Raw genomic sequence first — 23,547 nt, forward strand, 5'->3', positions numbered from 1 at the left:
TCGGGACACCGAGCAGGGCCTGAATCCTTCGCTTTCCTACTAAGCTGTTTGGCAGTACTGGAAGTGAATGGAAAGGCAGGCGCATGCGTACATGGACGCCACGTCACTGGGCGGTGGCGGTGGTTGCGGCCCTCCTCGCGGGCGTCGCGGTCGGAGTGCCGACCGGGGTCGTGCCCACGGACTTCTACACCCGGATGACTCCGGTGCTGTGGTGGGACTATCCGGTCTGGGCTGCCTCGTCGTTGCTCATGGGGCTGCTGGCGGCCACCTATGCGGGGCAGCCCCTCGCGGGACGCTCCCAGGGCCCCAGAGGGCGCCGGGCGATGTTCGCCGGCGCGCTGGCCGCGTTCGCCGTCGGCTGCCCCATCTGCAACAAGCTGGTAGTGATGGCCATCGGTGTCAGTGGTGCCCTCTCCTACTGGGCGCCGGCGCAGCCGGTTCTGGCCATCGCGTCATTGGTGCTGCTCGCGCACGCCCTCATCCGACGTCTGCGTCTGGCGGCAGCATGCCCGGCGCCCGCCGCCGCGTCGTTCACCGGTGCCCCCGTAGGGCACCCGGGCTCGGCGGAATACGATGGACGTTCACTGGTACCGGAGGGTTCGCACTCCGGGAGGGAAGGGAGCGGTCGTGCGTCAGCTGGGTGAGCTGGAGGCGGAGATCATGTACCGCCTGTGGGCCTGGGGGCGTCCGGCGACCGCCCGCGACGTGCTGACGGACATCAACAAGGGACGGCCCCTCGCCTACAGCACGGTCAAAACGGTGGCCGACATTCTCCATGGCAAGGGCATGCTCAAGCGGCACAAGGAGGGGCGGGCCTGGGTGTACACGCCCACCTGCACTCGCCAGCAGTACACGGCCTCCCTGATGCAGGACGCCCTGGGCAACAATCCGGACCCGGCTGGAACCCTGGTCAGCTTTCTCGAGCAGCTGACGCCGGAGGAGGAGGGCGCACTACGCTCGGCTCTCCGAGCTGCGAAGAGGCGGAGCGAGGCATGATCACACCCTTGGCGCTGGTGGGATACGCGGCCCTGGTGGGCACTGTGGCGCCGTTGTTGCTCGCCCGAGCGCGGTGGTCTCATCGGGCACCTGGCCTCGCGGTCCTTGCTTGGCAGGGCCTCATGGTGACCTTCGTCGTCGCCACCGCGCTCGCGATCTACCACCTGGTCCTCACTGAACAGCATGTACACGACGGACTTGTCGGGTTCCTCAGCGCTTGCGGTCTCTCTGGCGACGCACCGCCCGGGGGGCCCACGCCTACTGTTATGGACGGCCTGCTGCTCGCAGCTCCTGCCGCGATCCTTTTGCTGCCCATCGGCTGGTTCGTGCGCTGTGTGTGGCAGGCTCGCCGAGCGCGGCAACGTCACCTCGACGTTCTGGCCCTCGTCGGCGAGCCGGCGCCCGAATACGACGCCACCATCCTCGACCACGCAGACCCGGCCATCTACTGTCTGCCCGGCCGCTGCCGTCGGGTTGTCGTCACCCGAGGCGCCCTGGACGTCTTGTCCGAGGAGCAACTCCGAGCCGTCCTGGAGCATGAGCGGGCGCACATCGAAGGCAGGCATCACCTGCTGCACGCGCTCACGGACGCGTTCTCCCGCGCTTTCCCCGGTCTGCCGCTCGCTCGGCACGCCAAGGAGCAGACCGGGCTGCTGACCGAGATGATCGCGGACGACCGTGCTCTGCGGTATCACTCGCGCGACGTGCTGGCCACCGCGATGTGCGAGGTGGCGTCAGGCCGCGCACCGCAGGCTGCTTTCGGTGCAGGCGGAGCGGGAGCGCTCCTCAGGCTGCGCCGGATCCTCGCGCCACAGCCACGGCCGCATCGCGTGACATGGTTGGGCCTGGCGGCGGCTACGGTCGCGGCCCCGCTGCTGCCCCTGCTGGTGGCGTGCGGACCCTGAGACATCAAGTCCCGCACCACTCTCTCTGCAAGGGCAGGATTCACTCGCTCGCCAGGAACCCCGACCGATTGCTCCGGCTCGACCGGGTCAGGGGCGCGAGGCCGCGAAGAAGGGCATCGAGTCGAGGGGAGTGATCTCGACGTTCTTCCCGGTACGCGGAGCGTGGATGGCCTTGCCGTTGCCTATGTACAGGCCGTTGTGCTGGTTGTTGTTGTACCAGTAAATGATGTCGCCCGGCTGCAGGTCCGACTTCGCCACCTTGCGTCCCGCCGAGTACTGCTGGATGACGGTGCGCGGCAGCGAGACGCCGGCCGCGCGCCACGCGGAGCCGGTCAGCCCGGAGCAGTCAAATGAATTCGGTCCGGTCGAGCCCCACTCGTAGGGCTTGCCGAGTTGGGCGTAGGCGAAGTCGATGGCCGTACGGGCACGCCCGCTGGCGGCGCCGTTGTACGCGGCCGGGCTGTCGCTGTTCCCGGCAGCCTTGTCCGCCTTGGCCTCCTTGGCCTTGAGTTCGGCACGCTGTTCGGCCGTGAGGCTGTTGAGGAGCTTTCGGGCGTCGCGCAGCTTGCCCTGGATCTCCTCCTTCTTGCTGCCGAGCCGCTTGCGGGCCTTCTCCGCCTCGCTCAGCTTCTTGACCGCCTCGGTACGGGTCTGGGCAAGCTCGCGCTGTTTGGCTTCCAAGCTGCTCAACATGGAGACCTGACGCGAACTCAGGCGATCGACCCTGGCTGCCTTGTCGAGGTAGTCGTCCGGGGCGGAGGAAAGGAACAGTTGGACGCTCGGGTCCAAGCCGCCGTCGCGGTACTGCGCGGCGGCCACCGGGCCCATCTGGTCCCGCAGTTCGTTGATCTCCTGTTGCTGTCTGGCGACTTGCTCCTGGGCGCGCTCGGCTTCCTCCTGAAGCTTGTCCTTCTTGACGAGGATGGCGTTGTACTCCTCCGTCGGGGCCTCCGCCTCCTCGTAGAGTTCCTCGACCTGCTGTCGCACTTCGTCTATGGAGGGCTTGGGTGCGGCCTGACTCTGAGTCGGCAGGAGAGAGACCGTCCCCGCCGCGGCGGCCAGGACTGCGAGCCGGGAACGGCTCGGCGGCTTCGGACGGCGGTGGGTTCCCATCCTGTGACAACTCCTCTGTTTCACCCGGGGAAGACTGCGAGGCCATCCACCGGGCGGTGCCGTTGGTGTCGATCAGTCTGCTCTATCAACTTAGTAGCTTAGTAGTCCCCGTCGCAATTCTGGCCGCAGGAGCGTGGTGGTTCGGACGAGCTTGCGCCCTGGGAAGCGGTTCTATCGTCCTGCGTCGCGCAGCGCCTTGCGCAAGGCGCTGACCTCCTCGGGGCTCATCTGCTCCACGAAGTGGGCGAGGGCGACCGGGTGGTCCTCGCTGGCGCCGAGCGCCTCCTCCATGAGCCCTGCCGAGTATTCTTCGCGGCTGCGGACCGGCGTGTACACCCAGGCGCGGCCTTCTTTGCCGCGCAGCAGCCAGCCCTTGTTGTAGAGGATGGTGGCCACCGTATTCACGGTGGTGTAGGCGAGCGGGCGCTGCTTGTTGATGTCGTCGACGATCTCCCGCACTGTCGCCGGACGCTTCCAACGCCACAGGCGGTCCATGATCTCCGCTTCGAGTTCCCCCAGCCGCCGCATGGTCGCTCTCTCCTCTTCGCCGTGCTACGCGAGCCCATAGTAGAACGCTTCTTCGGAGTGCTCAGCGCTCGGTAGCGGCCGCCTGCTGTCAGTCCTCGCCAGAGCAAATAAGTCATTTGCGTGGCGCGTTGTCGAGCTGCGTCCGGAGTCTTGACGGATCAACGCCCGAGAGCCGCTAGTATCACGGCATGATTACGGCTTGGTCGCCTCCGTGCATGCTGCGGGCCCGTGCTGCCGCGGGTCGGCTACTGCCTGTGCTGGGTCTGGCCGTGCTGCTCCTCGGTGTCGTGTTCACGCACGGACTACATGCCGACGGTGTCCCCAGCCACTCGGTGACCAGCTCAGCGGTACCCGCTGCCGAGCCGTTCGTAGAGCCTCACGACGCCTCGGGAGCGCAGGCGCCGTCTCGCCTTGTCGCAACGGGTGACGGCCGTGACAATCATGGTTCGTCGCATCCGGGGGAACACTGTGTAGCCGGCCAACCGCTTCCGGGCCCGGTGGTTGCGCTGCCGTGCTTTGCAGCCTCCACCAGTGAATCGGCCACCGCCGAGCGAACCGCTGACAACCAGTGCCTCGGCGCGCCGGAGTCCGATCCCTCGCCCTCAGGGGCCCTGAGATCCTTCGTGATCCAACAGGTCTAGATTTCGAAGTCCTTACACGTCCGATCGTTCTGGCTCACCCGTTCAGACGGGCGAGTGGTACGTCGGTCTGCGCGTCACGAGAGTAGGATCCCGCTCCGCCGATACGGATCCCGCGCTGGATCGTCGACGCCCTCCTTAAGCCCCCCACTCACGCCTGCCGTTTGTCTGTGCCATGGCCGCTGCCGTGGTCAAATCGGTGGCACACGGAGGATTTGTGCTGACAAACCGTGATGCGAGGTTATCCATCCGGTGGGTCCTGAAGGACTCGCGGTGGCGCCGCCGACTCGCTTCGCTACTGTTCGGAAGCCTGTTGGCGGTGATCGGCCTCTGCGCCCTTACACACGGGCCGACAGACGACCCGGACCGGTCGACGTCTGCGGTGTCCGTAGCAGTCGCGCCGGAGATGAAGGGTGCGGTCCCCCACGGACCGCACACACCACATGAAGACGAGGAATGTTGTGCGGACGGAGCGGCTCGTACAACGGCGCAGGTCGTCGACTACTCACCTGCCGGAGTAGGGGCGACGGCGCTCGTCGTCCTCTCCGCGCTCGTGAATCGATGGCCTGTGCGCCGGCGACCGTACAGGCGTCGGGGAGCCCGCACGGGCCGAATCGAGCTGGCTCGCACCTCGCGGTGGCGCATCTAGACCTCTCGAACGCAGCCGCTAATCCGTGGCTGTCGTGCGACGGCTCCACGAGTCGGGGCTGACCACCCCTCTCGTGGCCGTGGCGCGAGATGAACACGCACGACGCATTCATCGATCGAGAGCGAAAGAGATGAGTCCACTGATGAACACCGCCGTCACACCGGACCGTTCGGCCTTGTCTGGCTTGGTGGGGAACACTCCGCTGCTGCGGGTGTCCGAGCCGCTGACACCCGCGGACCGTGGCTTCTGGGCCAAACTGGAGGGGTTCAACCCCGGCGGGATCAAGGACAGGCCCGGTCTGCACATGGTGGAGCGGGCACGCGCCCGCGGCGACCTGCGACCCGGCGCGCGCATCATCGAGTCCACCAGCGGCACCCTGGGCCTGGGCCTTGCCCTGGCCGGAATGGTCTACGGCCACCCGGTCACCCTCGTCACCGACCCGGGTCTGGAGATGTCCATGTCCCGGCTGCTGACGGCGTACGGGGCCCAGGTCAACGTGGTCTCCGAACCACACCCCACCGGGGGGTGGCAGCAGGCCCGCCGCGACCGCGTTCAGCAACTCATGGCACAGCACCAGGAGTCCTGGTGTCCGGACCAGTACAACAACCCGGACAACACCACCGCCTACACCCCGCTCGCCCTGGAACTCGCCACAGAACTCGGCCACATCGACGTCCTGGTGTGCAGCGTGGGCACCGGCGGCCACTCCGCCGGCACCTCCCGGGTCCTCAAGCAGCTGTATCCAGAGCTGAGGGTGGTCGGAGTCGACACCGTCGGTTCCACGATCTTCGGTCAGCCGGCCCGGCCGCGGCTGATGCGGGGCTTGGGGTCCAGCATCTACCCGCGCAACGTGGCCTACGAGAACTTCTCCGAGGTGCATTGGGTGGCTCCGGGGGAGGCGGTCTGGACCTGCCGAGAGCTGGCCGGTTCGCACTACGCCACGGGTGGGTGGAGCGTGGGGGCGGTCGCTCTGGTCGCCGGGTGGCTGGCCCGGACGGTGCCGTCCGACACGCGCATCGCGGCAATCTTCCCGGATGGCCCGCAGCGCTACCTCGGGACGGTGTTCGACGACGACTACTGCGCCGCCCACGGCCTGCTCGACTCGCCGCCCGCGCCCGAGCCGGAGACGATCGGCCGCGGGGACGAGAAGGAGATCACACGCTGGACCCGGTGCACCACCGTGGTCGATCCGCTCACGCTCTCCGAGCCGTCGGAGGAGGACCGGTGAAGAGCACCCTCGCACAAGTACGCACGTACGAGCGCAGCGTCCAGCTGTTGATGGTGAACCAGTTCACCATCAATCTCGGCTTCTACATGCTCATGCCCTACCTGGCGGCTCACCTGTCCGGAACACTCGGCCTGGCCGGTTGGGTCGTCGGACTGGTCCTCGGGGTAAGGAACTTCAGCCAGCAGGGCATGTTCCTCGTTGGCGGCACGCTTGCCGACCGGCTCGGCTACAAGCCGCTGATCGTGGCCGGGTGCGTGCTGCGCACGATCGGCTTCGCGACGCTCGGCCTGGTCGACTCGCTGGGTGCGCTGATCGCCGCCTCCGCGGCGACCGGGCTCGCAGGGGCACTGTTCAATCCCGCGGTCCGGGCCTATCTCGCAGCGGACGCGGGGGAGCGCCGGGTCGAGGCGTTCGCGTTGTTCAACGTCTTCTACCAGGCCGGAATCCTCCTCGGCCCGCTGGTGGGCATGGTGTTGACCGGAGTGGACTTCCGCATCACGTGTCTGGTGTCGGCTGGGGTCTTCGCGCTGCTGAGCATCGTGCAGATCCGCGCTCTACCGGCCCGGCGTGCCAAGGACACCAACGAGAAGGAAGAGGGCCAGGCCCGAGAGGGCGTCCTCGCCCAGTGGCGCGGCATTCTTGCCAACCGGCCCTTCCTTCTCTTCTCCGGTGCCATGGTCGGCTCGTACGTCCTCTCATTCCAGATCTACCTGTCCCTGCCCCTGGAAGTGCGCCGACTCGGTGGGGACGGGGAGTTCGGCACGGTCGCTGTGGCGCTGCTCTTCGCTGCGTCCGGACTGAGTACCATCGTCGGCCAGACGCGGGTGACCGCCTGGTGCAAGGCCCGCTACGAGCCCGGCCAGGCACTGGTCCGGGGTCTGACCGTGATGGGCTTGGCGTTCGCGCCGCTGCTGCTGGCCACAGCCGTGCCCGTCCCGGCGTCCGGTGTCGCGCTGTGGCTGCTTGCGGCGGTGCCACCCACGCTCGCCGCGCTGTTCCTGGCCATCGGCACGATGATCGCCTATCCCTTCGAGATGGACACCATCGTCCGGCTCTCGGGGGACCGGCTCGTGGCCACGCACTACGGGCTGTACAACACCATCTGCGGCGTCGGCATCACCCTTGGGAACCTGCTCACGGGAGCGTCTCTGGACGCGGCTCGTTCGGCTGGAGTGCCTGCGTTGCCATGGATCGCGCTACTCCTCCTCGGTCTCGCCTGTGCGGCGGCTCTGTACGGACTGCACCGCACCGGTCGCCTTTCGGAGCCCGTACGCGCGCACGACCCGGAGCCCGCGGCGGCCTGATCCCGATTACGTAGGCCCACGGGGCGGGCGGACCAAGCCGCCCGCCCTTGGCCGCGGCCCGTAAAGCACCGAGAGGCGAGTCGGCGTGGACGCCCCATGCGGACCCTCGCCATGCCTGCCACTCGGCGTTCTCACGTGACTGGGCTCAATCCGCCACGGTCCGATCCATCCGCCTGCTGTACCCAGGGCGGGTGCCAAACGGCGCCCGCCCTGACGGGCTGTGCTACTCACCAGGGAGCAATCCATGTCCACCCCAGCTGCTCCTGCGCCGGAGCCGACATCCCTGCGCCTCCGCGCTTTTCGGGCTGTGCGCTACGACGAGGGAGTTGTCGGCGACCTGTCCCGTATCGTGGCTCCCCCTCAAGACGATCACGGACGGGCGCAGGCGCGATCACAGCGCGGTCACCCCTACCAGGTGACACGCCTTCTCTACACACAAGATCCACAGGCCACCGCTCGGCAGTTGAGGGGCTGGCTGCACCGCGGAGTGCTACGACGCGACGAGCGGCCCGCCGTCTACGTCTACCAGCAGCAGCGGGGCGCCCGAATCCTGCAACGCGGCCTGATCGGTGAGCTCTCAGTGCCACGAGACAACAGCGTGCGGGAGGAGCGGCTGCTGCTGCCCCACGAAGCCGTGTCTCCTCAGGTCGTCGAGCAGAGAGCCGCCCACATGTCCGGTCTCCGGGCTCAGTTGGAGCCTTTGCTGCTGACCCACAGTGCTATGGAGTCAGTGGCCGGCCAGGTCATGGAGCACGTCATTCGCCGCCCACCGGCAGTGGTCGTCCGTGTCGCAGGGATCACTCACACACTGTGGGTCTGTGACGACGACCAGGAGATTGACTTGCTGACCAGCGGCGTATCCCGGGGCCGGGCGCTCATTGCCGACGGCCACCACCGCCACGCCGCTTGCCTGCACCTCGGCCGACAACCCGGCAGTCCATGGAGGAACTCTCTCGCCCTGTTGATCGACACCAATGCGTACCCTCTGCGGCTCTCCGCGATCCATCGGGTGCTACCCGGACTGGACCCGGAGAAGGCGGCCTCCTTGGCGGCCAATGTCGCCCGCGTCCTGTCCCTGCCGGACGGGCCGCGGAAGCCCGGGCCAAATGAGCTGGTCCTGGTCGGCGCCGGGCAGGCGTGGTCGGTTACCGACCCCGATCCCATGGCATTGCGTGAAGCCCTCGCCTCCCGCCCCCGGGAGTGGGCTGCGATCCCCGCAGCCGTCGGTGATCACCTGCTGCTGGACACCGTATGGGCTGTGCCGGATCTACCCGGCGCCGTGAGGTACTCACACGACGTCCAGCAGGCAGTCGCGGACGTGGCCGCACCCGGAAGTGGCACCGCTCTGCTACTCCCCGCGACCACGGAGGCCCTGGTGCGCGAACTCGCTGGTGCCGGAGTGTTGATGCCCCGAAAGTCAACCTCGTTCGGTCCCAAGCCCGCGGTCGGCCTTGCGCTCCGTGTTCTCGGGCTGCCCTGACTCGAGGCATCACGTGGACGCGTGCGGCGATGATGGCCGCGACCTGTCGTCCTACGGAACTGCGACCTTATCCTACGAAGTAGATTGGTAGATCGTTGGCGACTCCGCCGGAGCCACAGTTGCCCCCGCGCCGGGCGCGGGAACCGGGATCGCGCGGCCAGCGTCTACTAAGGTACTTAACGAAACGCGATGGAGGATCACCGTGCAAGACAGCCGACGCGGGCGCCCCGTGCCTGAGCAGCAGCGGACCGGGCGCAGGCGGCTCGCCGCCGCGGCCCTCGCCACGGCCGCACTCGTGACCCTGACCGCCTGCTCCCAGTCCGCCTCCGGATCGACGAGCGACGACAAGGCACAGGACTCGTCCCCCTCGAAGACTGGCTCGGGGGCTGGAAAGGCCGGGTCGGCCACCGTCACGGTCTCACCCACGGTGAAGGGTGAGAAAGTCATAGCCGACGAGCCGCTCGTCGTGACGGCCGGCGATGGCAAGTTGGCCTCGGTCACGGTGACCGGGCCCGGCGGCAAGCAGCTGGACGGGGAAGTTTCCGCCGACGGCCGCACCTGGACCTCGACCCACGACACGGAGTACGGCACCGCCTACACGCTCAAGGCGCAACTCGCCGCATCAGACGGCGGCAAGGTCTCCCGCAGCAGCAGTTTCACGACTGTGAGCAAGGACGAGATCTTCGTGGGCACTTACAACGTCAGCCCAGACGACACGGTCGGAGTCGCCCTGCCGGTGTCGGTGGTGTTCAACAAGCCCATTCAAGACAGGGCGGTGGTCGAACGCAGACTCAAGGTCACCTCGTCACCGGCTGTCGAGGGCGCGTGGAGCTGGATGAAGGACCGCGACGGCAAGGACCGTGTGGACTTCCGACCCAGGGAGTACTGGCAGCCGGGCACGAAGGTGAAGTTCACGATGGACCTGGTCGGCGTGGAGAACGGCGATCTGGTCGGCACCCAGCGGCGTGAGATCGACTTCACCATCGGCAAGGCCGTAGTGAGCACGGTCGATGTCGTCAAGAAGACGATGACCGTCAAGGAGAACGGCAAGGTGCTCAGGACACTGAAAGTGTCCGCCGGCAAGGAGACCTTCGAGACCTGGAACGGCACCATGGTCGTACTGAGCAAGGTCCCCACCATCCGGATGAACTCCGCCACCGTCGGCATATTCGGCCCCGAGGCGTACGACCTCGGCTCGGTCAAGTGGGACGTCCAGCTCACCCCGTCGGGTACGTACGCGCACGCCGCTCCCTGGAACGAAGGAAAGTTCGGCGTTGTGAACGGCAGCCACGGCTGCATCGGCATGAGCACGGCCGACGCCAAGTGGTTCTACGACCAGGTCGACTACGGCGACCCAGTCACCGTGATCAAGTCCAAGGACACCGTCCCTGCCAACAATGGCTACGGCGGCTGGAACGTCGACTGGGACATGTGGCAGAAGGGCAGTGCCCTGAAGTGACCATGTGATCCACGTCGACCGAAGTGCAGCCGTGCCTCCCGGAAGAGTCCCGGCGGGCACGGCTTCAGCAGTGCTCGGACCCCTGGCTCGTTCCCGCCCCGCGAAGAGACTCGTTGAGGCAGGCGTCTGTCCGGCTGTCGGGATGTGCGTGGTCGTAAGCGACCGGAGTGGAGACCGCGAGGACTGCCACGCGGTTGTCAGACTGGGCCAACGTCACCCGTACGGAATCGTCCCTGCCGGAGGTCAGCACGTATTCGTGCAGGCCCGTCGGCGTCGCACCGGAAGACGCGTCCCGGTCGGACGACCGTGCCCCCGTCGCCCTGGTCTCGTGCCAGCCGCATCCGTGGAGACGGGAGTCAAGCGTCGCCGCGGCCCGGGCCGCGGCGGAGGGGCCTGCGAACGCCGCGATCCGGTGCTGGGCGGTCGCAGGCCCCTGACCGTCGTAGGTCCGCGTGACCATGCTCGTGGTGCCCAGGTCCTCGAACCACTGGACATGGCATCCTCCCTTGCCCGCTTCCGGCAGGGCAGGGGCGGTTTCCCGGCCAGTGTCGGTGCTACGCCAGTGATAGGTGCCGTTCCAGGGCAGGGCGGAAGGGGACAGGAGCGCCTTCTCGGTGAGTTTCCCGTCCGGTTGCGCGGGAGGCAGGAGCGCGCCGGCGGACACCAGGTCGCGGGCTTGCCGGCCGGCTGCCGGCGCCTCCTTGCTGTCCTGGAGGTCCGGGAGCATGCCCCAGGCGGCACCCATGACCAGTGCGGCGCCGCCCAGGAGTGTCGCGGCCCCGGCCCGCCGCCGGCTTCGGCGCCGGTGGGCACGCATGCGGACAACGTTCGGGCGGGCGCCCAGGCTGACCAGCTGCTCGGCGTCCTCCGCGAGTCCCCGCAGCCGCACGCCGATGTGGGCATCGGTGGTCGTGGCCAGTGGGTTCTCCTTGCGACCGGAATTCTCAGTCATGCGTAGGCACCTCCTCCGGCCGTCCCCTTCGGGTGTGTCCGGGAGCGTATCGGGTCGTCCGTAGCGACCGCCGGTCGATGTCGGTCTCCTCGAGGTGCGTCCCGAGTGCCCGACGGGCGCGCACAAGGCGGGTGCGCACGGCGTCCCGAGTCGAACCGGTCTCCCGCGCGACCTCCTCCACCGGCAGGTCCAGCAGGTGGTGCAGCACGATCACGCGGCGCTGCTCCGGCTTGAGCTTGCGAAGAGCCGCGACCAGGGCCACGTGGTCCGGGGCCAACCCGGGCAGGTCAGTCGGCGGACCGTGGCGGAAGTGAGCCCGGACACGGTTGCGGGACTTGCGCCAGGTGCTGACCGCCAGCCGCATCGCCACGGTACGCACCCAGGGCACCGGGTCACCCGCCGCCACGATCCGGTCCCAGCGCAGCCAGGCACGCGCGAACGCCTCCTGGACGGCGTCCTCGGCCTCCGCCAGGTCGCCTGTCACGGCATAGACGATCGCCACAAGCCGCCGGGCGTGGTCGGTGTAGCACTGGTCGAAGTCGTTCGACTTCCCCGTTCCGTTCACGGGCGGGGCCCTCCGGTGGCGCGGTGGCGGCCGCGGGGACCCAAACGGCGCACCAGTGGTGCCGTCAGCGTTTGCACCTCGACGATGCGCAGTGGCCGGGCGAGAGTGACCAGGGAGACGGCGATGGCCGTGCCGCCGAGCAAGAGACCGGTCAGGTCACCGGTCGGTCCGTTGCCGAGGCGGGCCGTGCTCCAGCCGGAGACCAGGTAGGCAGCCGCGGCTCCCGGCAGGCAGGCGACGGCCAGCTTCAGATGGACGAGCGCCACGTGCGCGGCGTCGATGCCGCGTTCGGCTCCTGCTCGCCGCAGTCTCCGGCTCAGAACGTGTGAGGTGCACACCAGCCCTGCGGTGCAGGCCACTGCGTACGCACCGGCTACGCCGGTCACTGCCCAGCGAGCCGGGAGAAGCACGTAGGCTGCCGCCGACAGCCCGGCGTTGGCGCCGGCGACGACCAGGGTCAGGAAGAACACGGTCCGGGTGTCGCCGAGCGCGTAGAAGCCCCGGGAGAGCACGTACTGTGCTGAGAAGGCCAGCAGGCCGGGCGCGAAGGCCATGAGGACCCACGCGATTGCTTGGGTGTCCTCCTCGGTGGCCTGCGCGTACTGGTAGGCCACCCCCGTCAGCTGTGGGGCCAGCACGAGGAACGCGATCGTGGCGGGGACGATCGCGACCGCCGTGGTGCGCAACCCCCGCGACAGGTCCGCGCCCACGCGTCCGTGGTCTCCATCCGTGGCGGCCCGGCTCATACGCGGCAGCAGAGCGGTGACGAGGGAAACCGTGACGATGCCTTGTGGCACGACCCACAGTTGGTAAGCGCTGCTGTAGGCGGTATAGCCGACGCCGGCCGTGAGGCCCTCGGCGTTCGCGCGTACCCCTGCGGACGTGGAGAGCCGGGTCACCACCCAGTACGCCACCTGATTCGCCAGGACCAACATCAGGGTCCATGCGGCGGCGCGCAGCGGCCGGGTCAGGCCCGAGTTCCGCCAGTCGAACCGGGGCCGCCAGCGGAAACGCGCTGCGCGGAGTGACGGCAGCAGCGCCAGTGCCTGAACGGCGATACCCGCAGTGCTGCCCACCCCGAGAAGCAGCATCTGCGAATCGGTGACCTGGTCCGCCGAGACCGCCTCCGCGGCGATGACGAGGTACAAGCCGAAGACGATGATGACCACGGTGTTGTTCAGCACAGGCGTCCACATCATCGCGCCGAAGCGGTCGCGGGAGTTGAGTACCTGCCCGAGCAGAGTGAACACGCCGTAGAACAGGATCTGCGGCAGGCAGAAACGCGCCAGGGCGACGGTCATGTCGCGCTGTGCGCCGGTGTAGTCGGCGTACGCGTCGACGATCCAAGGAGCGGCGATCACGGCTGCCGCCGTCATCGCCGCCAGGGCCAGCAGGCAGACGGTCAGCAGCCGGTCGGTGTAGGCGGTACCTCCGTCCTCGTGCTCCTTTGCCGCGCGGACGAGTTCGGGGACGAACACGGAGTTGAGGGCGCCTCCGATCAGCAGGATGTAGATGATGTTCGGCACCGTGTTGGCGACGTTGTACGCGTCGCCGAGCAGCGCGGTACCCAGAGCGGCAACCACAATCGCGCTGCGGACGAAGCCGGTGAGTCGTGAGGCCAGGGAGCCGAGCGCCATGGTCACCCCGCCGCTCACCGTCGCCGGCCGCCGAGCCCCGGCGGCCGCGGGCGTCTTGGCGGGAGGCTCGTTGTTCGTCTCCACGGTCATGGCCGCTGTGTCGCCCTTCGTTCATCTCTCGGTGGCCAGCCGTGCCGGAAGTTGTCTGTCACCGGGCCGTGGGCCCGCGCGTGAACCAGATGAGCGGGCGATGCCCGCCGCCCTCCAGGAGGAGGGGACCTGATCACGACGAGGAGGCCGCCGCTGTGACCGCCATGGTGCAGACGCCCCAACCCCATCGAGCGCTCGAGCTGCAGCCGATGCCGCGTGAGCGATACGCCGACTATGTCCGCGTTTGCAGCGTGCAGAACGGTGGCGGGCAGGTCAGCTTCCTCCAGTGCCCCTCGTGGGCGGAAGTGAAGGAAGGCTGGAAGCCCGAGTACCTCGGCTGGTTCGACGGAGCTGGGAACCAGGAGGGCGCCGCGCTGGTGCTGTACCGCCAGATGCCTGGCGTACGCCGGTACTTCGCCTACATTCCCGAAGGGCCGGTACTGGACTGGGCCGCACCCGGACTCGGCGTACGACTCGAGTTGCTCTTGGATCACCTGCGGGACACCGGCGCCTTCGCGGTGCGCATGGGACCGCCGCTGTCGTACCGCAAATGGTCCGCTTCGACGCTCAAGAACGCGGTGGCGCCGGGCCGACGGCTGGGGGACGTGCTGCCGGACGTGGTCGATCCGCTGGGAGCGGCAGTCGCCGACCGGCTGCGGGAGGCCGGTTGGCGGCGCTGTGGTGAGGACGGTCAGGGCGCCGGCGACGCACAGCCGAGGCATCTCTTCGAAATCCCACTGGACGGCCGGACGCTGGAGGACGTGTGGTCGGGCATGAACCAGGAGTGGCGGCGCAACATCAAGAGGGCGACCAGGTCCGACGTGGCGACAGCCATAGGTGACGACAGCTGCCTGCCGGACTTCTTCGCGCTGCTGCAGCAGACCGAGAAACGTGACGGCTTCCGACTGGGCCGGTCCCTGGAGTACTTCCAACGTCAGCACCAGGCGCTCAATGCGGAAGAGCCGGGTCGTATGAGGCTCTATCTTGCCCGCCACGAAGGCGAGGTACTCGCTGCGCACACCCTCATCACGCTCGGTCGACGGGCCTGGTACCTGACCGGCGCGTCCGCCGACAACCGGCGCGAAGTGCGCCCCAGCAACGCACTGCAGTGGCGCATGATTCGCGATGCTCACGCGCGAGGGGTCGCCACGTACGACATGCGTGGGGTGCCTGACACCCTCGATCCCGAGGTCCGGGCGTTCGGCCTGATGCGCTGGAAGCTCGGCACCGGAGGTCGAGTGGCCGAGACGCTGGGCGAGTGGGAAGTGCCGCTCCAGGGGGCGGTCAACAAGACACTGCACCGGGCGATGCAGGCGTATCTGACCAGGCGCTGAGCAGGTCAGAGCCTGTTTACGGGCGGGGTATTGAGCGACTCCCATGGAACCACCCTAAACTAAAGTGTGTAGTAGATTAGTAGTAGGCGTGCCGGTTCCCGCCGTGGCCGCCTGTCGCGGAGCGGCGGGGCAAGGACATCAGCATGGGTTCCAACCAAGTCGACAGCACAGAAGGCAGCTCGCCGCGCGCACGTAGAGCAGATGCGACGCGCTGAGCAGGCGCGCGAACGACGCAACAAGGCCATCGTCATCACCGCCTCTGCTGTGATCATCGCCGGCACCATCGGTGGCGGCTGGTACCTGCTGGACAGCGCGAACGACAAGGAGCAGCAACGGGCGGCTCCCGTCCGTGGAGAGCGGGCCTGGTCCAAGCTGAGCCAGAAGCATGTCGACAAGAATGTTGGCCATCCGATGCCGGGGACGGGCGGCGACCACAACCAAATCTGGCAGAACTGTGACGGCGACGTGTACACCGAGCAGATAGAAGACGAGAATGCCGTTCACTCGCCGGAGCACGGCGCGGTGTGGGTCACTTACAACGACAAGGTGGCCGACGCCGACGTCGCCGCCCTCAAGGAGAGGGTGTCCGACACGAAGTACACGCTCATGAGCCTGTACAAGACCCAGCCGTCACCGATTACGCTGACAGCCTGGGGCCACCAGCTGGAGATGGACGAGGCTTCCGATCCGCGGGTGGCGGAGTTCTTCGACAAGTATGTGCTGGGTGAGCAGACCCCCGAGCCGGGTGTGGCGTGCACGGGAGGTATCGGCTGACCCCGGTGGCGAGATCGGGCGGAGCCGACTGATGACGCCGATGCGCTGACCCTTGCCACCTCTGCCCCAGAGACTCACTTGCGACGTTCTTGCAATAAGCTCTGCGCTCGCGGTCCGGGGCCACCGGATGGCTTGGCTTGCTTTCTCAGGAACAAGGATCGTCCATGGTCTCCGGCGCTTCACCGACAGCCACCACCCCGCGATCGCGCGTGGGCCTGCGCGCAGCGTTTAGGCCGACGGAGTGGCGGTCCATCGGAGGCATGACCGCCTTCGTCCTGCTGCTGCACGTCGTGGGGTGGGGCGTGCTCATTTTCGCCGTGGCACCCCACGAATACCAGCTCGGCAGTGACGGCGTCCTCGGCGTCAATGTGGGCCTGACGGCATATCTGCTGGGGGTGCGGCACGCGTTCGATGCGGATCACATTGCTTCGATCGACAACACCACCCGCAAGCTCGTCGGCGAGGGCAAGCCGTCTGTGAGTGCCGGTTTCTGGTTCTCCCTCGGACACTCCTCGGTGGTGTTCGTCGCAAGCCTGCTGCTGGCCATCGGTATCCGCTCGGTGGCCGGCGTCGTCCAGAATGAGGACTCGCACGCGGCACAGACGCTCGGCCTCGTCGGCACGATCGTCGCCGGAGCCTTCCTCGTACTCATCGGTCTCGTCAACCTCGTCTCGGCCATCGGCATCGCGAAGGTCTTCCGCCGCATGCGCGGTGGTGAGTACGACGAGGCGGAGCTGGAGCGGCAGCTCGACAGCCGAGGCTTTCTGGCCCGGCTCCTGGGACGCGTAATGAGGCGCGTCAGCAAAGCCTGGCACCTCTATCCGGTCGGCCTCCTTATGGGCCTCGGCTTCGACACCGCGACCCAAGTCGCCCTACTCGTTCTCGCGGCAGGCTCGGCGGCGTACGTCTTGCCCTGGTATGCCATTCTCGTCCTGCCGGTCTTGTTCGCCGCCGGGATGAGTCTGTTCGACACCGCCGATGGTGTCTTCATGTCACGGGCCTACACCTGGGCGTTCCTGAAGCCTGTTCGCAAGGTCTTCTACAACCTGACCGTGACCGTGCTGTCCGTCACCGTCGCCCTTGTCATCGGCATCCTGGTGCTCGTCGGTCTGCTCGTCGAGAGGCTCGGCATGAAGTCCGGACCTTTGGTCTGGATCGCCTCGTTGAACCTGGAGTACGTGGGCTTCGGCATCGTCGGACTCTTCCTGCTGACTTGGGTGATCGCATTCGGTGTCTGGCGGATCGGCCGTATCGAGGAGCGATGGTCCGGCGACGCGCGACCAGTCAGCCCCATGCCTCCCGCAGAGTAGGGCGGCGCCGGGCTGAGTGCGGTCGCACTGGGAGCCGAGCCTCTGCAGGTTCGTCGACGGGCTTCGGTGCCCCGCCCAGGTCTCAGCGCGCCATTACACTTGCTTGGTGCGCATACCACCGCTTGCCCGTCTGGCCTTCCTCATCGTGCTGCTGGCGGTCGCGGCAAGCTCCCTGCTCCTGTGGAGTCCCCGTCGACTCCTGTCTCAGGGGTTCTCCTCCAGCCCTTTCGAGGTGTGGGCCGCACCCGCTTTCGTCCTCGTTTTCGCCCTCGCCACGCTTGCCTTCTTTCCGAAGCCCCTGCTCAACGCGGCCGCCGGAGTTCTGTTCGGCGCCGAGGGCCTGGCGCTGGCTGTCGCCGGGACCACACTGGGTGCAGTGCTGGCTTTCCTCCTCGGGCGAAGCCTCGGACGGGAGGCGATCCGGCCACTCCTGAGGAAGAAGGCCCTTGCAGCCCTGGATCGCCGTCTTACCGATCAGGGCTTCCGAAGCATGTTGCTGCTCCGCATCGTCCCCGGCATTCCTTTCCAGATGGTGAACTTCGCAGCGGCCTTCTCTGGTATCCGGCTCTGGCCGTTCGCCGCCGCGACGGCCGTCGGCGTGCTGCCCGGCACCGCCGCGTACGTGGTCGCTGGCGCCTCGGCCTCTGAGCCCACCTCGCCCGCCTTTCTGATCTCGACCACGGTCATGATCGCCATGGTGGTGATCACCCTCGTCTCGCTGCGCGGAAACCGACGCGCGAAGGGCGGGCAGGTGTCCGTGCATCCGCCGGCACGGCAGACACACTGAACAGCCGCGCCCTTCCGCGGCCCTGGTTCGTCGCGTCCCTTGGCAGTCCGATGGGCCCGTCCGACCTGTCCCAGCAGCCCGCCTCATCCAACCGGCACCGATTGACTCAGCCATCTCGCGCGGGGCTCGCCTTTCGGGCACCGTAGCCGTAACGCCTTGTTCAGAGCGCGGTCGGATGAGTCGCAACCATCTTGGCCATAGGAGCTTTCCGGGATTCAACATGCCCCGTGGGGGTACCTGCGCCGTTGTCTGGCAGCGGAGGGAGTGGCAGAGCATGGTACGGGCGACGGACCGCACGGGCGGCGTAGGCAGTGAGCGCTGGTGAGCGGCTTTACGGCTGCACTGGCCCTGCTTGGCGTGGCACTGCTCGCCGTGGCGGGTCTTTACGGGGCCGCCTGGGCGCTGCGGATCTCAGCGGCACCGCTGTCCGTGCAGCCGTTCGGGTCAGGTCTGGATCCCTCCGAACATGCGGTCAGCCGTTTCCATGTGCGCTGGTACACGGTGACGATGCTCTTCCTCGCGTTCGACATGGAGATGGTCTTCATGTACCCGTGGACGCTTGTGATCTCCGCGATGGGGCCAAGCGCGGTGATCGAGATGTTCGTCTTCCTCGCGGTCCTTCTCGCCGGAGTGGTCTACGCATGGCGTGAGGGAGCGCTGCGATGGGCGTAACAGCTGTCCTGGCACGCGCAGCCGCGGGCCGGCCGCGTGTGCTGCTGACGGCTACGCCGGGCGGGACGCGGGTGCGGCTGGCCGTCGAGAAGGAGCTGCGGTCGCGGGACTGGCCGGCGGCAACGACCCCTGCCGAGGCCGACCTCATGCTGGTTGTGGGTCCCGACTGCCCGCGGCTACGTCCAGCAATGGACCGGCTGTGGCAGGACATGCCCCAGCCACGCGTGCGAATGCGGGTGACGACGGTCGGCGAGGTGGCTTCGGTTCTCGACGCCGGCCGGACCCGGCTGAGTGCACCGGACCACTCGGACATCGGTCCGGACCGAACCGACGGGCACGACACATCTGGAGAGTCCGGCAGTGAGGGGCATATGCCGTCCGACCGGGAAGCGGGCAACAGGGATCGCAGCGGCGACGAGGACACGGGACGGCACCACGACGGTTCGCGGGGCGTCGACCGCGGCGGTGAGCACCAGGGACACCGCGGCGCCGACCACGGAGGTCATGACCCCGGCGCTGCCGGCCACGCCGGATCACACGGCGAAGCGGAGCACGAGTCTGACGGTCCTATGAAAGGGGACGGTCAGCAGAACCACGCGGGCCATGGCAGCGGCCACGGCGTTCATGGAGGCCACGGCGGTCACGGGCACGGGGACATGGAAATGCCCGGCGGACTGCCAATGGCCGAGCCGGGCGAAGACCGCGACGGTCTGATGCTGGACCGCCTGCACGTGTCGCTGGGGCCGTTCCTGGCCGACTGGCCCACCGGACTGGTCATCCGTGTGGTGCTGCAGGGCGATGTCATTCAGCAGGCCGATCTCGATGCGCCGCCCTCCAGCGGGTCGGCCGACGCCTTCTGGGCGAGGCCCTGGCTGCGTGCCGCGTCGGGTGAGGTGGTGTACGCGGGGGAGGCCGCCCGGTGGCGAGCGGCTGCGCATCTGGACAGCCTGGGTCGGCTGTTGTCGGTGGTCGGCTGGCCCGCCCAGGCAGTGAAGGCGCGACGGCTCCGCGACGACCTGCTGGACGAGGCGCAGACCAAGGAGGTACTGCCTCGTGTGGAGCGCCTTGCCCGACGCGTCGGAAGGTCTCGGACCTTGTACTGGTTGTCTCGTGGCATCGGCCCGGTGAGTACGGCCGATGCGCGGGCCGCCGGCGTCACCGGACCCGCCGCGCGCGCGGGCGGGGACGTGCCGGCCAGGTACCGGCAGTGGCTCACCGATGTCGTACGAGACGTACTGCGGTTGGACGACACAGCGCGGCTCGATCCAGCGGCTCAGGAGAGTCCGCGGGGCCGGTGGGACGCCGTGCGACCGCCCTCAGTAGACCTGGCGAGGCTGCTGCCCCGGCTGTTGGAAGGAGCCGAGCTGAGCGCGGCTCGCCTCATTGTCGCCAGCCTTGACCCGGACCCGGACGAACTGAGCCTCACCGAGCAGGAGCTCGCTCGTGGTTGAGGCGGGAGAGTGGTGGATGCTGCTGGCCGCTCCGGCGGCGCTGCTCGGCTTCGCCTTGGTGGCCGTGGCCGGCAATGCGGCGCTGGACGCCCGAAGCGCGGGCCGGTCGGTCACTGCGACCGCTGTGGTGCGGCCATTTCTCGCCGTACCGCAGGCACTGGTGACACAGCAGCGTCGTATGCCCGCTCCGGACCGGTTGCTGTGGCGGGTCGGCGTCGTGGTGGTACCGGTGGCGGCCGTTCTTTCCACGCTGGTCATCCCGTTCGGGAACCACGTCGTCGCCGACCTCTCGGTGGGGGTGGTGTGGTTCAACGCGATGGAGGTGCTGACCTGGGCCGGGCTGTGGTTGGCCGGCTGGGGCCCGAACGCTGCGTTCTCCCTGGTCGGCGGCTACCGCTTCCTCGCCCAGGGCCTGGCGTACGAACTGCCCCTGATGTTCGCGCTGATCTCTGCTGCCACCGGGGCGCAGTCCCTGCGGGTCACGGACGTCGTCGGTGCCCAGCACGGGTTGTGGTACGCGGTGTGGATGCCATTCGCGTTCGTCGTCTACCTGGCCGGCGTGCTCGCGTTCAGCTTTCTGGGCCCGTTCGCCTACCCGGCCGGTCGTGACATCGCCGGTGGCGTGCTGGGGGAGACGTCCGGCGTGGACCGGCTGCTGCTGCAGGCCGGGCGGTGGCTGTGGCTGGCGGCGGGGGCGGCGATGGCGGTGCCGCTGTTCCTGGGAGGTGGTGCCGGACCGGGACTGCCGACCTGGGCGTGGTCACTGATCAAGACATTGCTGGTGCTGGGGCTGCTGGTGTGGGTGCTGCGACGCATGCCGGTGATCCGTGCCGACCGGTACGTGGAGCTGGCCTGGGTGGTGCTGCTACCACTGTCGATTGTGCAAGCCCTGGTGCCGGCCCTGGTCAATCTCAACCTGTAGGGAAGGAGCGTCATGGGCCTGACGAGCACGGTGCTGCTGGTGGTACTGGGCGTGCTCGCTCTCACCGGCGGCGTCCTGGTGTTCACGCTGAACTCCATGGCCCGGGTCACCTTCGCGCTACTGGGCTCCCTGGTGTGTGTCGGCGGGGTGGTCACCGTGCTGGGGCTGCCGTATCTCGGCGTGGTGATCGTGCTGATGATGGTCATGGAGATGGTGATCATGGCGGTGTTCATGATCGCGTACATGATGAATCCGGCCGGCCTGATGCCGATGTCGATGCTCCACAACACACGCGGCTCGCTGGTCATCAGTGGTCTCGTGTTCGCCGCGATGGTCGCCGGAATCTACGTCGTGCCCTGGCCCGACCGGACAGGGGCGCGGCCCAAGGACACCACGTTCCAGGTCGGCATGTCGTTGATGGGCGACCAGATGCTGACCATGGTCACCCTCGGCTTCGTTCTCCTGGCCACCATGATCGCCACCGTCGTGCTCGCCACCCACCGGGGGCGCTACGACCGCTTCGGCGACGACCTCGACCAGAGGCCGGCCAAGGACCCGGCCGGCGGAGGAGTGGGCCGATGACGTTCGAACTCCTGCTGGTCCTCGCCGCCGGACTGTTCTCGACGGGTCTGTTCGGGGCGCTCTCCCAGCAGTCCATCGTCATGATCATGATGGGGATCGAGCTGATGATCGGCGGGGTCATCGTCGCCGCCGCCGACTTCTGGTACTTTCTCGCCCCCGCCGCCGGCAGCGGCCAAGTGGTAATTGTGGCGGCCGTGGTAGCGATGGCGGTGGAGATGGCCATGGGCTTCGCCGTCACCACCGCCATCTATCGGGCCCGGCAGGTCGACATGACCGACATGGCCGAGGACCTGAAGGGATGAGCGCGATGCTCTGGCTGCTGATCGCTCTCCCGCTCGGTGGGGGAGCGGCGCTCGCGCTCATGGGGCGGAGTCGCAGTCGGCAGGTTCCCGCCATCGGCGTGACGTTGGCCGTGGCCACGCTCGGTGTGGCGGTGGCTGCTGCGGTGACGAGACCTGCCGCCAGTGCGTCACTGTTCGCCGGGATGGACGCGGGGTTGGCGGTGGACGGCCTGTCGGCGGTGATGGTGGTCACCGTCGCCGCCGTCACCACCACCGTCCTGGCCTTCGCGGCGGGGGAGATGACCGCCGACGAGAACCGGGGCCGGTTCTTCGGGCTCATGCTCGTCTTCGCCGGCGCCATGCTCGCCACCGTCACGGCGGCCACGCTGCCGCTGTTGCTGATGGCCTGGGAAGTGATGGGCGCGACCAGCTGGGCCCTGATCGGCTACTGGTGGCGGCGGCCCGAGCCGACGGTGGCCGCCGACGTCGCGTTCCTCACCACCCGCGCCGCGGACCTCGGCCTGTACCTGGCGGCAGGCGCCGCCGTGGCCGGCGGCATCGGGTCCCTGGATCTGGATGCTCTTTCGCACGCGGATGCGCCGTGGTTGCATGTGATCACCGCGGGCGTCGTCGTGGCCGCCCTCGGCAAGTCCGCCCAACTGCCCTTCTCCTTCTGGCTGTCGCGCGCCATGCAGGGCCCAAGCCCGGTGTCGGCGCTGCTGCACTCCGCAACCATGGTCGCCGCCGGTGCCTATCTGCTGCTCCGTCTGGTCCCGCTGCTGGACGCCACCACCTGGGCCGGTCCACTCGTTGCCTGGTCCGGCGTGGTCACAGCCCTGGCCCTGGGATTGGTCGCGGTGGTCCAGACCGACCTCAAGCAGCTCCTCGCGGCCTCCACCGCCGCGCAGATCGGGTTCATGGTTCTCGCCGCGGGCAGCCGCGGAGTCGCAGCGGGCACGACGCAGCTCCTCGCCCACGCAGCCACCAAGGCGGGGCTGTTCCTGGCAGCAGGCGCCTGGCTGACAGCGCTGGGCACCAAGCAGTTGCCAGCCCTGAGGGGCGCGGCCCGCACGTATCGGCTGGTCGGCGTGACCTTCACCGTGAGCGCACTCACCTTGGCCGGGTTGCCACCCCTATCCCTGTGGGCGGCCAAGGACGAGGTCCTCGCCGCCGCCCGCACCGAGGGGACCGGCTTGTACGCGGTGGGCCTCGCGGCAGCTGCCGTGGCCGCTGTCTACAGCATCAAGGCCCTCTGGTACGTCACCCGCCCCCTCCCGAAAGACCCGCAGGCCGGATATGACACCGAGCGACACGGCACCCGGCGCACAGCCCGTACGACACCGGCTCCACTCCTCGCCCTCGGCCTTGCCGCGGCGGTACTGGGGGTTTTGGCCCTGCCCGGTCCGGCGTCCTGGCTGAAGCGGCTGGTAGGCGCCCCGGGCGAACCGTCGCCCGAGCCGTGGGAACTCGGCCTGTCGGCCGGAGTCGCGATCGCAGCCGCAGCCTTGGCCTGGTGGTGGGCGTCCCACCCGCCGTCCGCACCGGCCGCTGCCGTGCGATGGGCCGAAGACTGGTTCTACTTGGAGCAGATCACGCGAGCCATTGTCGTCCGCCCGGTGCTGGGCCTGGCACGAACGCTCGCCGCATTCGACGACCGAGTCGTCGACGGCACCGTACGGCAGACCGCCCGAGGCGGACTCGCCGCCGCACGGCTTGCGCGGCAACTGGACGACGGAGGCATCGACGCTGCCGTCCGCGCGGTCGCCACGAGCGCGCGGAACCTCGGCCGCTGGGCACGCCGACCGCAGACCGGACTCCTCCACCAGTACTACGCACAGGCCGCCGTCGGCATCGCCGTGCTCGTCCTGATCATCTTGTTGGTGAGGTAAC

General features: G+C 68.2%; 22 protein-coding genes. 17 read left to right on the forward strand and 5 right to left on the reverse strand.

Translation table 11 applies throughout. The features are described 5' to 3' along the window. Positions 1–83 precede the first annotated feature (83 nt). From HZS56_RS15065 to HZS56_RS15075, 3 genes are read left to right on the forward strand one after another with little or no spacing between them, the layout of a single operon-like run. Complete coding sequence (locus tag HZS56_RS15065; protein WP_108988946.1) at positions 84–644, forward strand: hypothetical protein; 561 nt, start codon at positions 84–86, stop codon at positions 642–644. Beyond that, positions 628–996: a BlaI/MecI/CopY family transcriptional regulator gene (locus HZS56_RS15070; RefSeq protein ID WP_108988945.1), complete on the forward strand. Its 369-nt coding sequence runs from the start codon at positions 628–630 to the stop codon at positions 994–996. The genes HZS56_RS15065 and HZS56_RS15070 overlap by 17 nt, the downstream gene beginning before the upstream one ends. Then, entirely contained in the window at positions 993–1,901 is a 909-nt protein-coding gene (locus HZS56_RS15075) for a M56 family metallopeptidase (protein ID WP_108988944.1), read from the forward strand. Before HZS56_RS15070 ends, HZS56_RS15075 begins: the two co-directional genes overlap by 4 nt. 87 nt (positions 1,902–1,988) lie before the next feature. Here the strand turns inward: HZS56_RS15075 and HZS56_RS15080 are convergent, their stop codons facing one another. Both HZS56_RS15080 and HZS56_RS15085 read right to left on the reverse strand, forming a co-directional pair. Then, entirely contained in the window at positions 1,989–3,014 is a 1,026-nt protein-coding gene (locus HZS56_RS15080) for a C40 family peptidase (protein ID WP_108988943.1), read from the reverse strand. Positions 3,015–3,185: 171 nt separating this feature from the next. Continuing rightward, a complete protein-coding gene (locus tag HZS56_RS15085; protein WP_108988942.1) occupies positions 3,186–3,542 on the reverse strand; it encodes a BlaI/MecI/CopY family transcriptional regulator in 357 nt (118 codons plus the stop codon). A gap of 1,417 nt (positions 3,543–4,959) precedes the next feature. Between HZS56_RS15085 and HZS56_RS15090 the strand changes: the two genes are divergently transcribed. From HZS56_RS15090 to HZS56_RS15105, 4 genes are all read left to right on the forward strand, one after another. Further along, complete coding sequence (locus HZS56_RS15090; RefSeq protein WP_167468177.1) at positions 4,960–6,057, forward strand: PLP-dependent cysteine synthase family protein; 1,098 nt, start codon at positions 4,960–4,962, stop codon at positions 6,055–6,057. Then, positions 6,054–7,361, forward strand: coding sequence for an MDR family MFS transporter (locus tag HZS56_RS15095; protein ID WP_108988940.1), 1,308 nt, complete (start codon positions 6,054–6,056; stop codon positions 7,359–7,361). Before HZS56_RS15090 ends, HZS56_RS15095 begins: the two co-directional genes overlap by 4 nt. A 244-nt stretch (positions 7,362–7,605) precedes the next feature. Beyond that, positions 7,606–8,841, forward strand: coding sequence for a DUF1015 family protein (locus HZS56_RS15100; RefSeq protein ID WP_108988939.1), 1,236 nt, complete (start codon positions 7,606–7,608; stop codon positions 8,839–8,841). 202 nt (positions 8,842–9,043) lie between these two features. Further along, positions 9,044–10,300: a L,D-transpeptidase gene (locus HZS56_RS15105; RefSeq protein ID WP_108988938.1), complete on the forward strand. Its 1,257-nt coding sequence runs from the start codon at positions 9,044–9,046 to the stop codon at positions 10,298–10,300. Positions 10,301–10,364: 64 nt separating this feature from the next. On the opposite strand, the gene HZS56_RS15110 is transcribed toward HZS56_RS15105, so the two are convergent. Genes HZS56_RS15110 through murJ form a run of 3 tightly spaced genes read right to left on the reverse strand, consistent with a single transcriptional unit; the run spans position 10,365 to position 13,544 of the window. Beyond that, positions 10,365–11,252: a hypothetical protein gene (locus HZS56_RS15110; RefSeq protein ID WP_108988937.1), complete on the reverse strand. Its 888-nt coding sequence runs from the start codon at positions 11,250–11,252 to the stop codon at positions 10,365–10,367. Further along, entirely contained in the window at positions 11,245–11,817 is a 573-nt protein-coding gene (locus tag HZS56_RS15115) for a SigE family RNA polymerase sigma factor (protein WP_108988936.1), read from the reverse strand. The genes HZS56_RS15110 and HZS56_RS15115 overlap by 8 nt, the downstream gene beginning before the upstream one ends. Beyond that, positions 11,814–13,544, reverse strand: coding sequence for a murein biosynthesis integral membrane protein MurJ (gene murJ, locus HZS56_RS15120; protein ID WP_374201152.1), 1,731 nt, complete (start codon positions 13,542–13,544; stop codon positions 11,814–11,816). Before murJ ends, HZS56_RS15115 begins: the two co-directional genes overlap by 4 nt. A gap of 164 nt (positions 13,545–13,708) precedes the next feature. On the opposite strand from murJ, the gene HZS56_RS15125 reads away from it, so the two are divergent. From HZS56_RS15125 to HZS56_RS15170, 10 genes are all read left to right on the forward strand, one after another. Next, on the forward strand, positions 13,709–14,878 hold the full coding sequence (locus HZS56_RS15125; RefSeq protein ID WP_301543035.1) for a lipid II:glycine glycyltransferase FemX: 1,170 nt from the start codon (positions 13,709–13,711) through the stop codon (positions 14,876–14,878). Positions 14,879–15,079: 201 nt separating this feature from the next. After that, entirely contained in the window at positions 15,080–15,652 is a 573-nt protein-coding gene (locus tag HZS56_RS15130) for a thioredoxin-like domain-containing protein (protein ID WP_108988934.1), read from the forward strand. A gap of 164 nt (positions 15,653–15,816) precedes the next feature. Further along, positions 15,817–16,962: a Nickel transporter NicT gene (nicT, locus tag HZS56_RS15135; protein ID WP_167468176.1), complete on the forward strand. Its 1,146-nt coding sequence runs from the start codon at positions 15,817–15,819 to the stop codon at positions 16,960–16,962. Positions 16,963–17,068: 106 nt separating this feature from the next. Next, positions 17,069–17,749: a TVP38/TMEM64 family protein gene (locus HZS56_RS15140; RefSeq protein ID WP_159106970.1), complete on the forward strand. Its 681-nt coding sequence runs from the start codon at positions 17,069–17,071 to the stop codon at positions 17,747–17,749. Positions 17,750–18,070: 321 nt separating this feature from the next. Then, the gene (locus tag HZS56_RS15145; protein WP_108988931.1) at positions 18,071–18,421 is read left to right on the forward strand and encodes an NADH-quinone oxidoreductase subunit A; all 351 of its coding nucleotides are present in this window, start codon (positions 18,071–18,073) and stop codon (positions 18,419–18,421) included. Next, positions 18,412–19,872, forward strand: coding sequence for a hypothetical protein (locus HZS56_RS15150; protein ID WP_108988930.1), 1,461 nt, complete (start codon positions 18,412–18,414; stop codon positions 19,870–19,872). Before HZS56_RS15145 ends, HZS56_RS15150 begins: the two co-directional genes overlap by 10 nt. Then, entirely contained in the window at positions 19,865–20,794 is a 930-nt protein-coding gene (locus HZS56_RS15155; RefSeq protein WP_374201153.1) for an NADH-quinone oxidoreductase subunit H, read from the forward strand. The genes HZS56_RS15150 and HZS56_RS15155 overlap by 8 nt, the downstream gene beginning before the upstream one ends. 12 nt (positions 20,795–20,806) lie before the next feature. Next, the gene (locus HZS56_RS15160; RefSeq protein ID WP_108988928.1) at positions 20,807–21,376 is read left to right on the forward strand and encodes an NADH-quinone oxidoreductase subunit J; all 570 of its coding nucleotides are present in this window, start codon (positions 20,807–20,809) and stop codon (positions 21,374–21,376) included. Further along, the gene (locus HZS56_RS15165; RefSeq protein ID WP_016325444.1) at positions 21,373–21,678 is read left to right on the forward strand and encodes an NADH-quinone oxidoreductase subunit NuoK; all 306 of its coding nucleotides are present in this window, start codon (positions 21,373–21,375) and stop codon (positions 21,676–21,678) included. The genes HZS56_RS15160 and HZS56_RS15165 overlap by 4 nt, the downstream gene beginning before the upstream one ends. Then, positions 21,675–23,546, forward strand: a complete 1,872-nt coding sequence (locus tag HZS56_RS15170; protein ID WP_108988927.1) for an NADH-quinone oxidoreductase subunit 5 family protein — start codon at positions 21,675–21,677, stop codon at positions 23,544–23,546. The genes HZS56_RS15165 and HZS56_RS15170 overlap by 4 nt, the downstream gene beginning before the upstream one ends. Position 23,547 lies beyond the last annotated feature (1 nt).

Source organism: Streptomyces mayonensis, assembly GCF_018982965.1.
In the GTDB taxonomy this organism is placed as follows: domain Bacteria; phylum Actinomycetota; class Actinomycetes; order Streptomycetales; family Streptomycetaceae; genus Streptomyces; species Streptomyces mayonensis.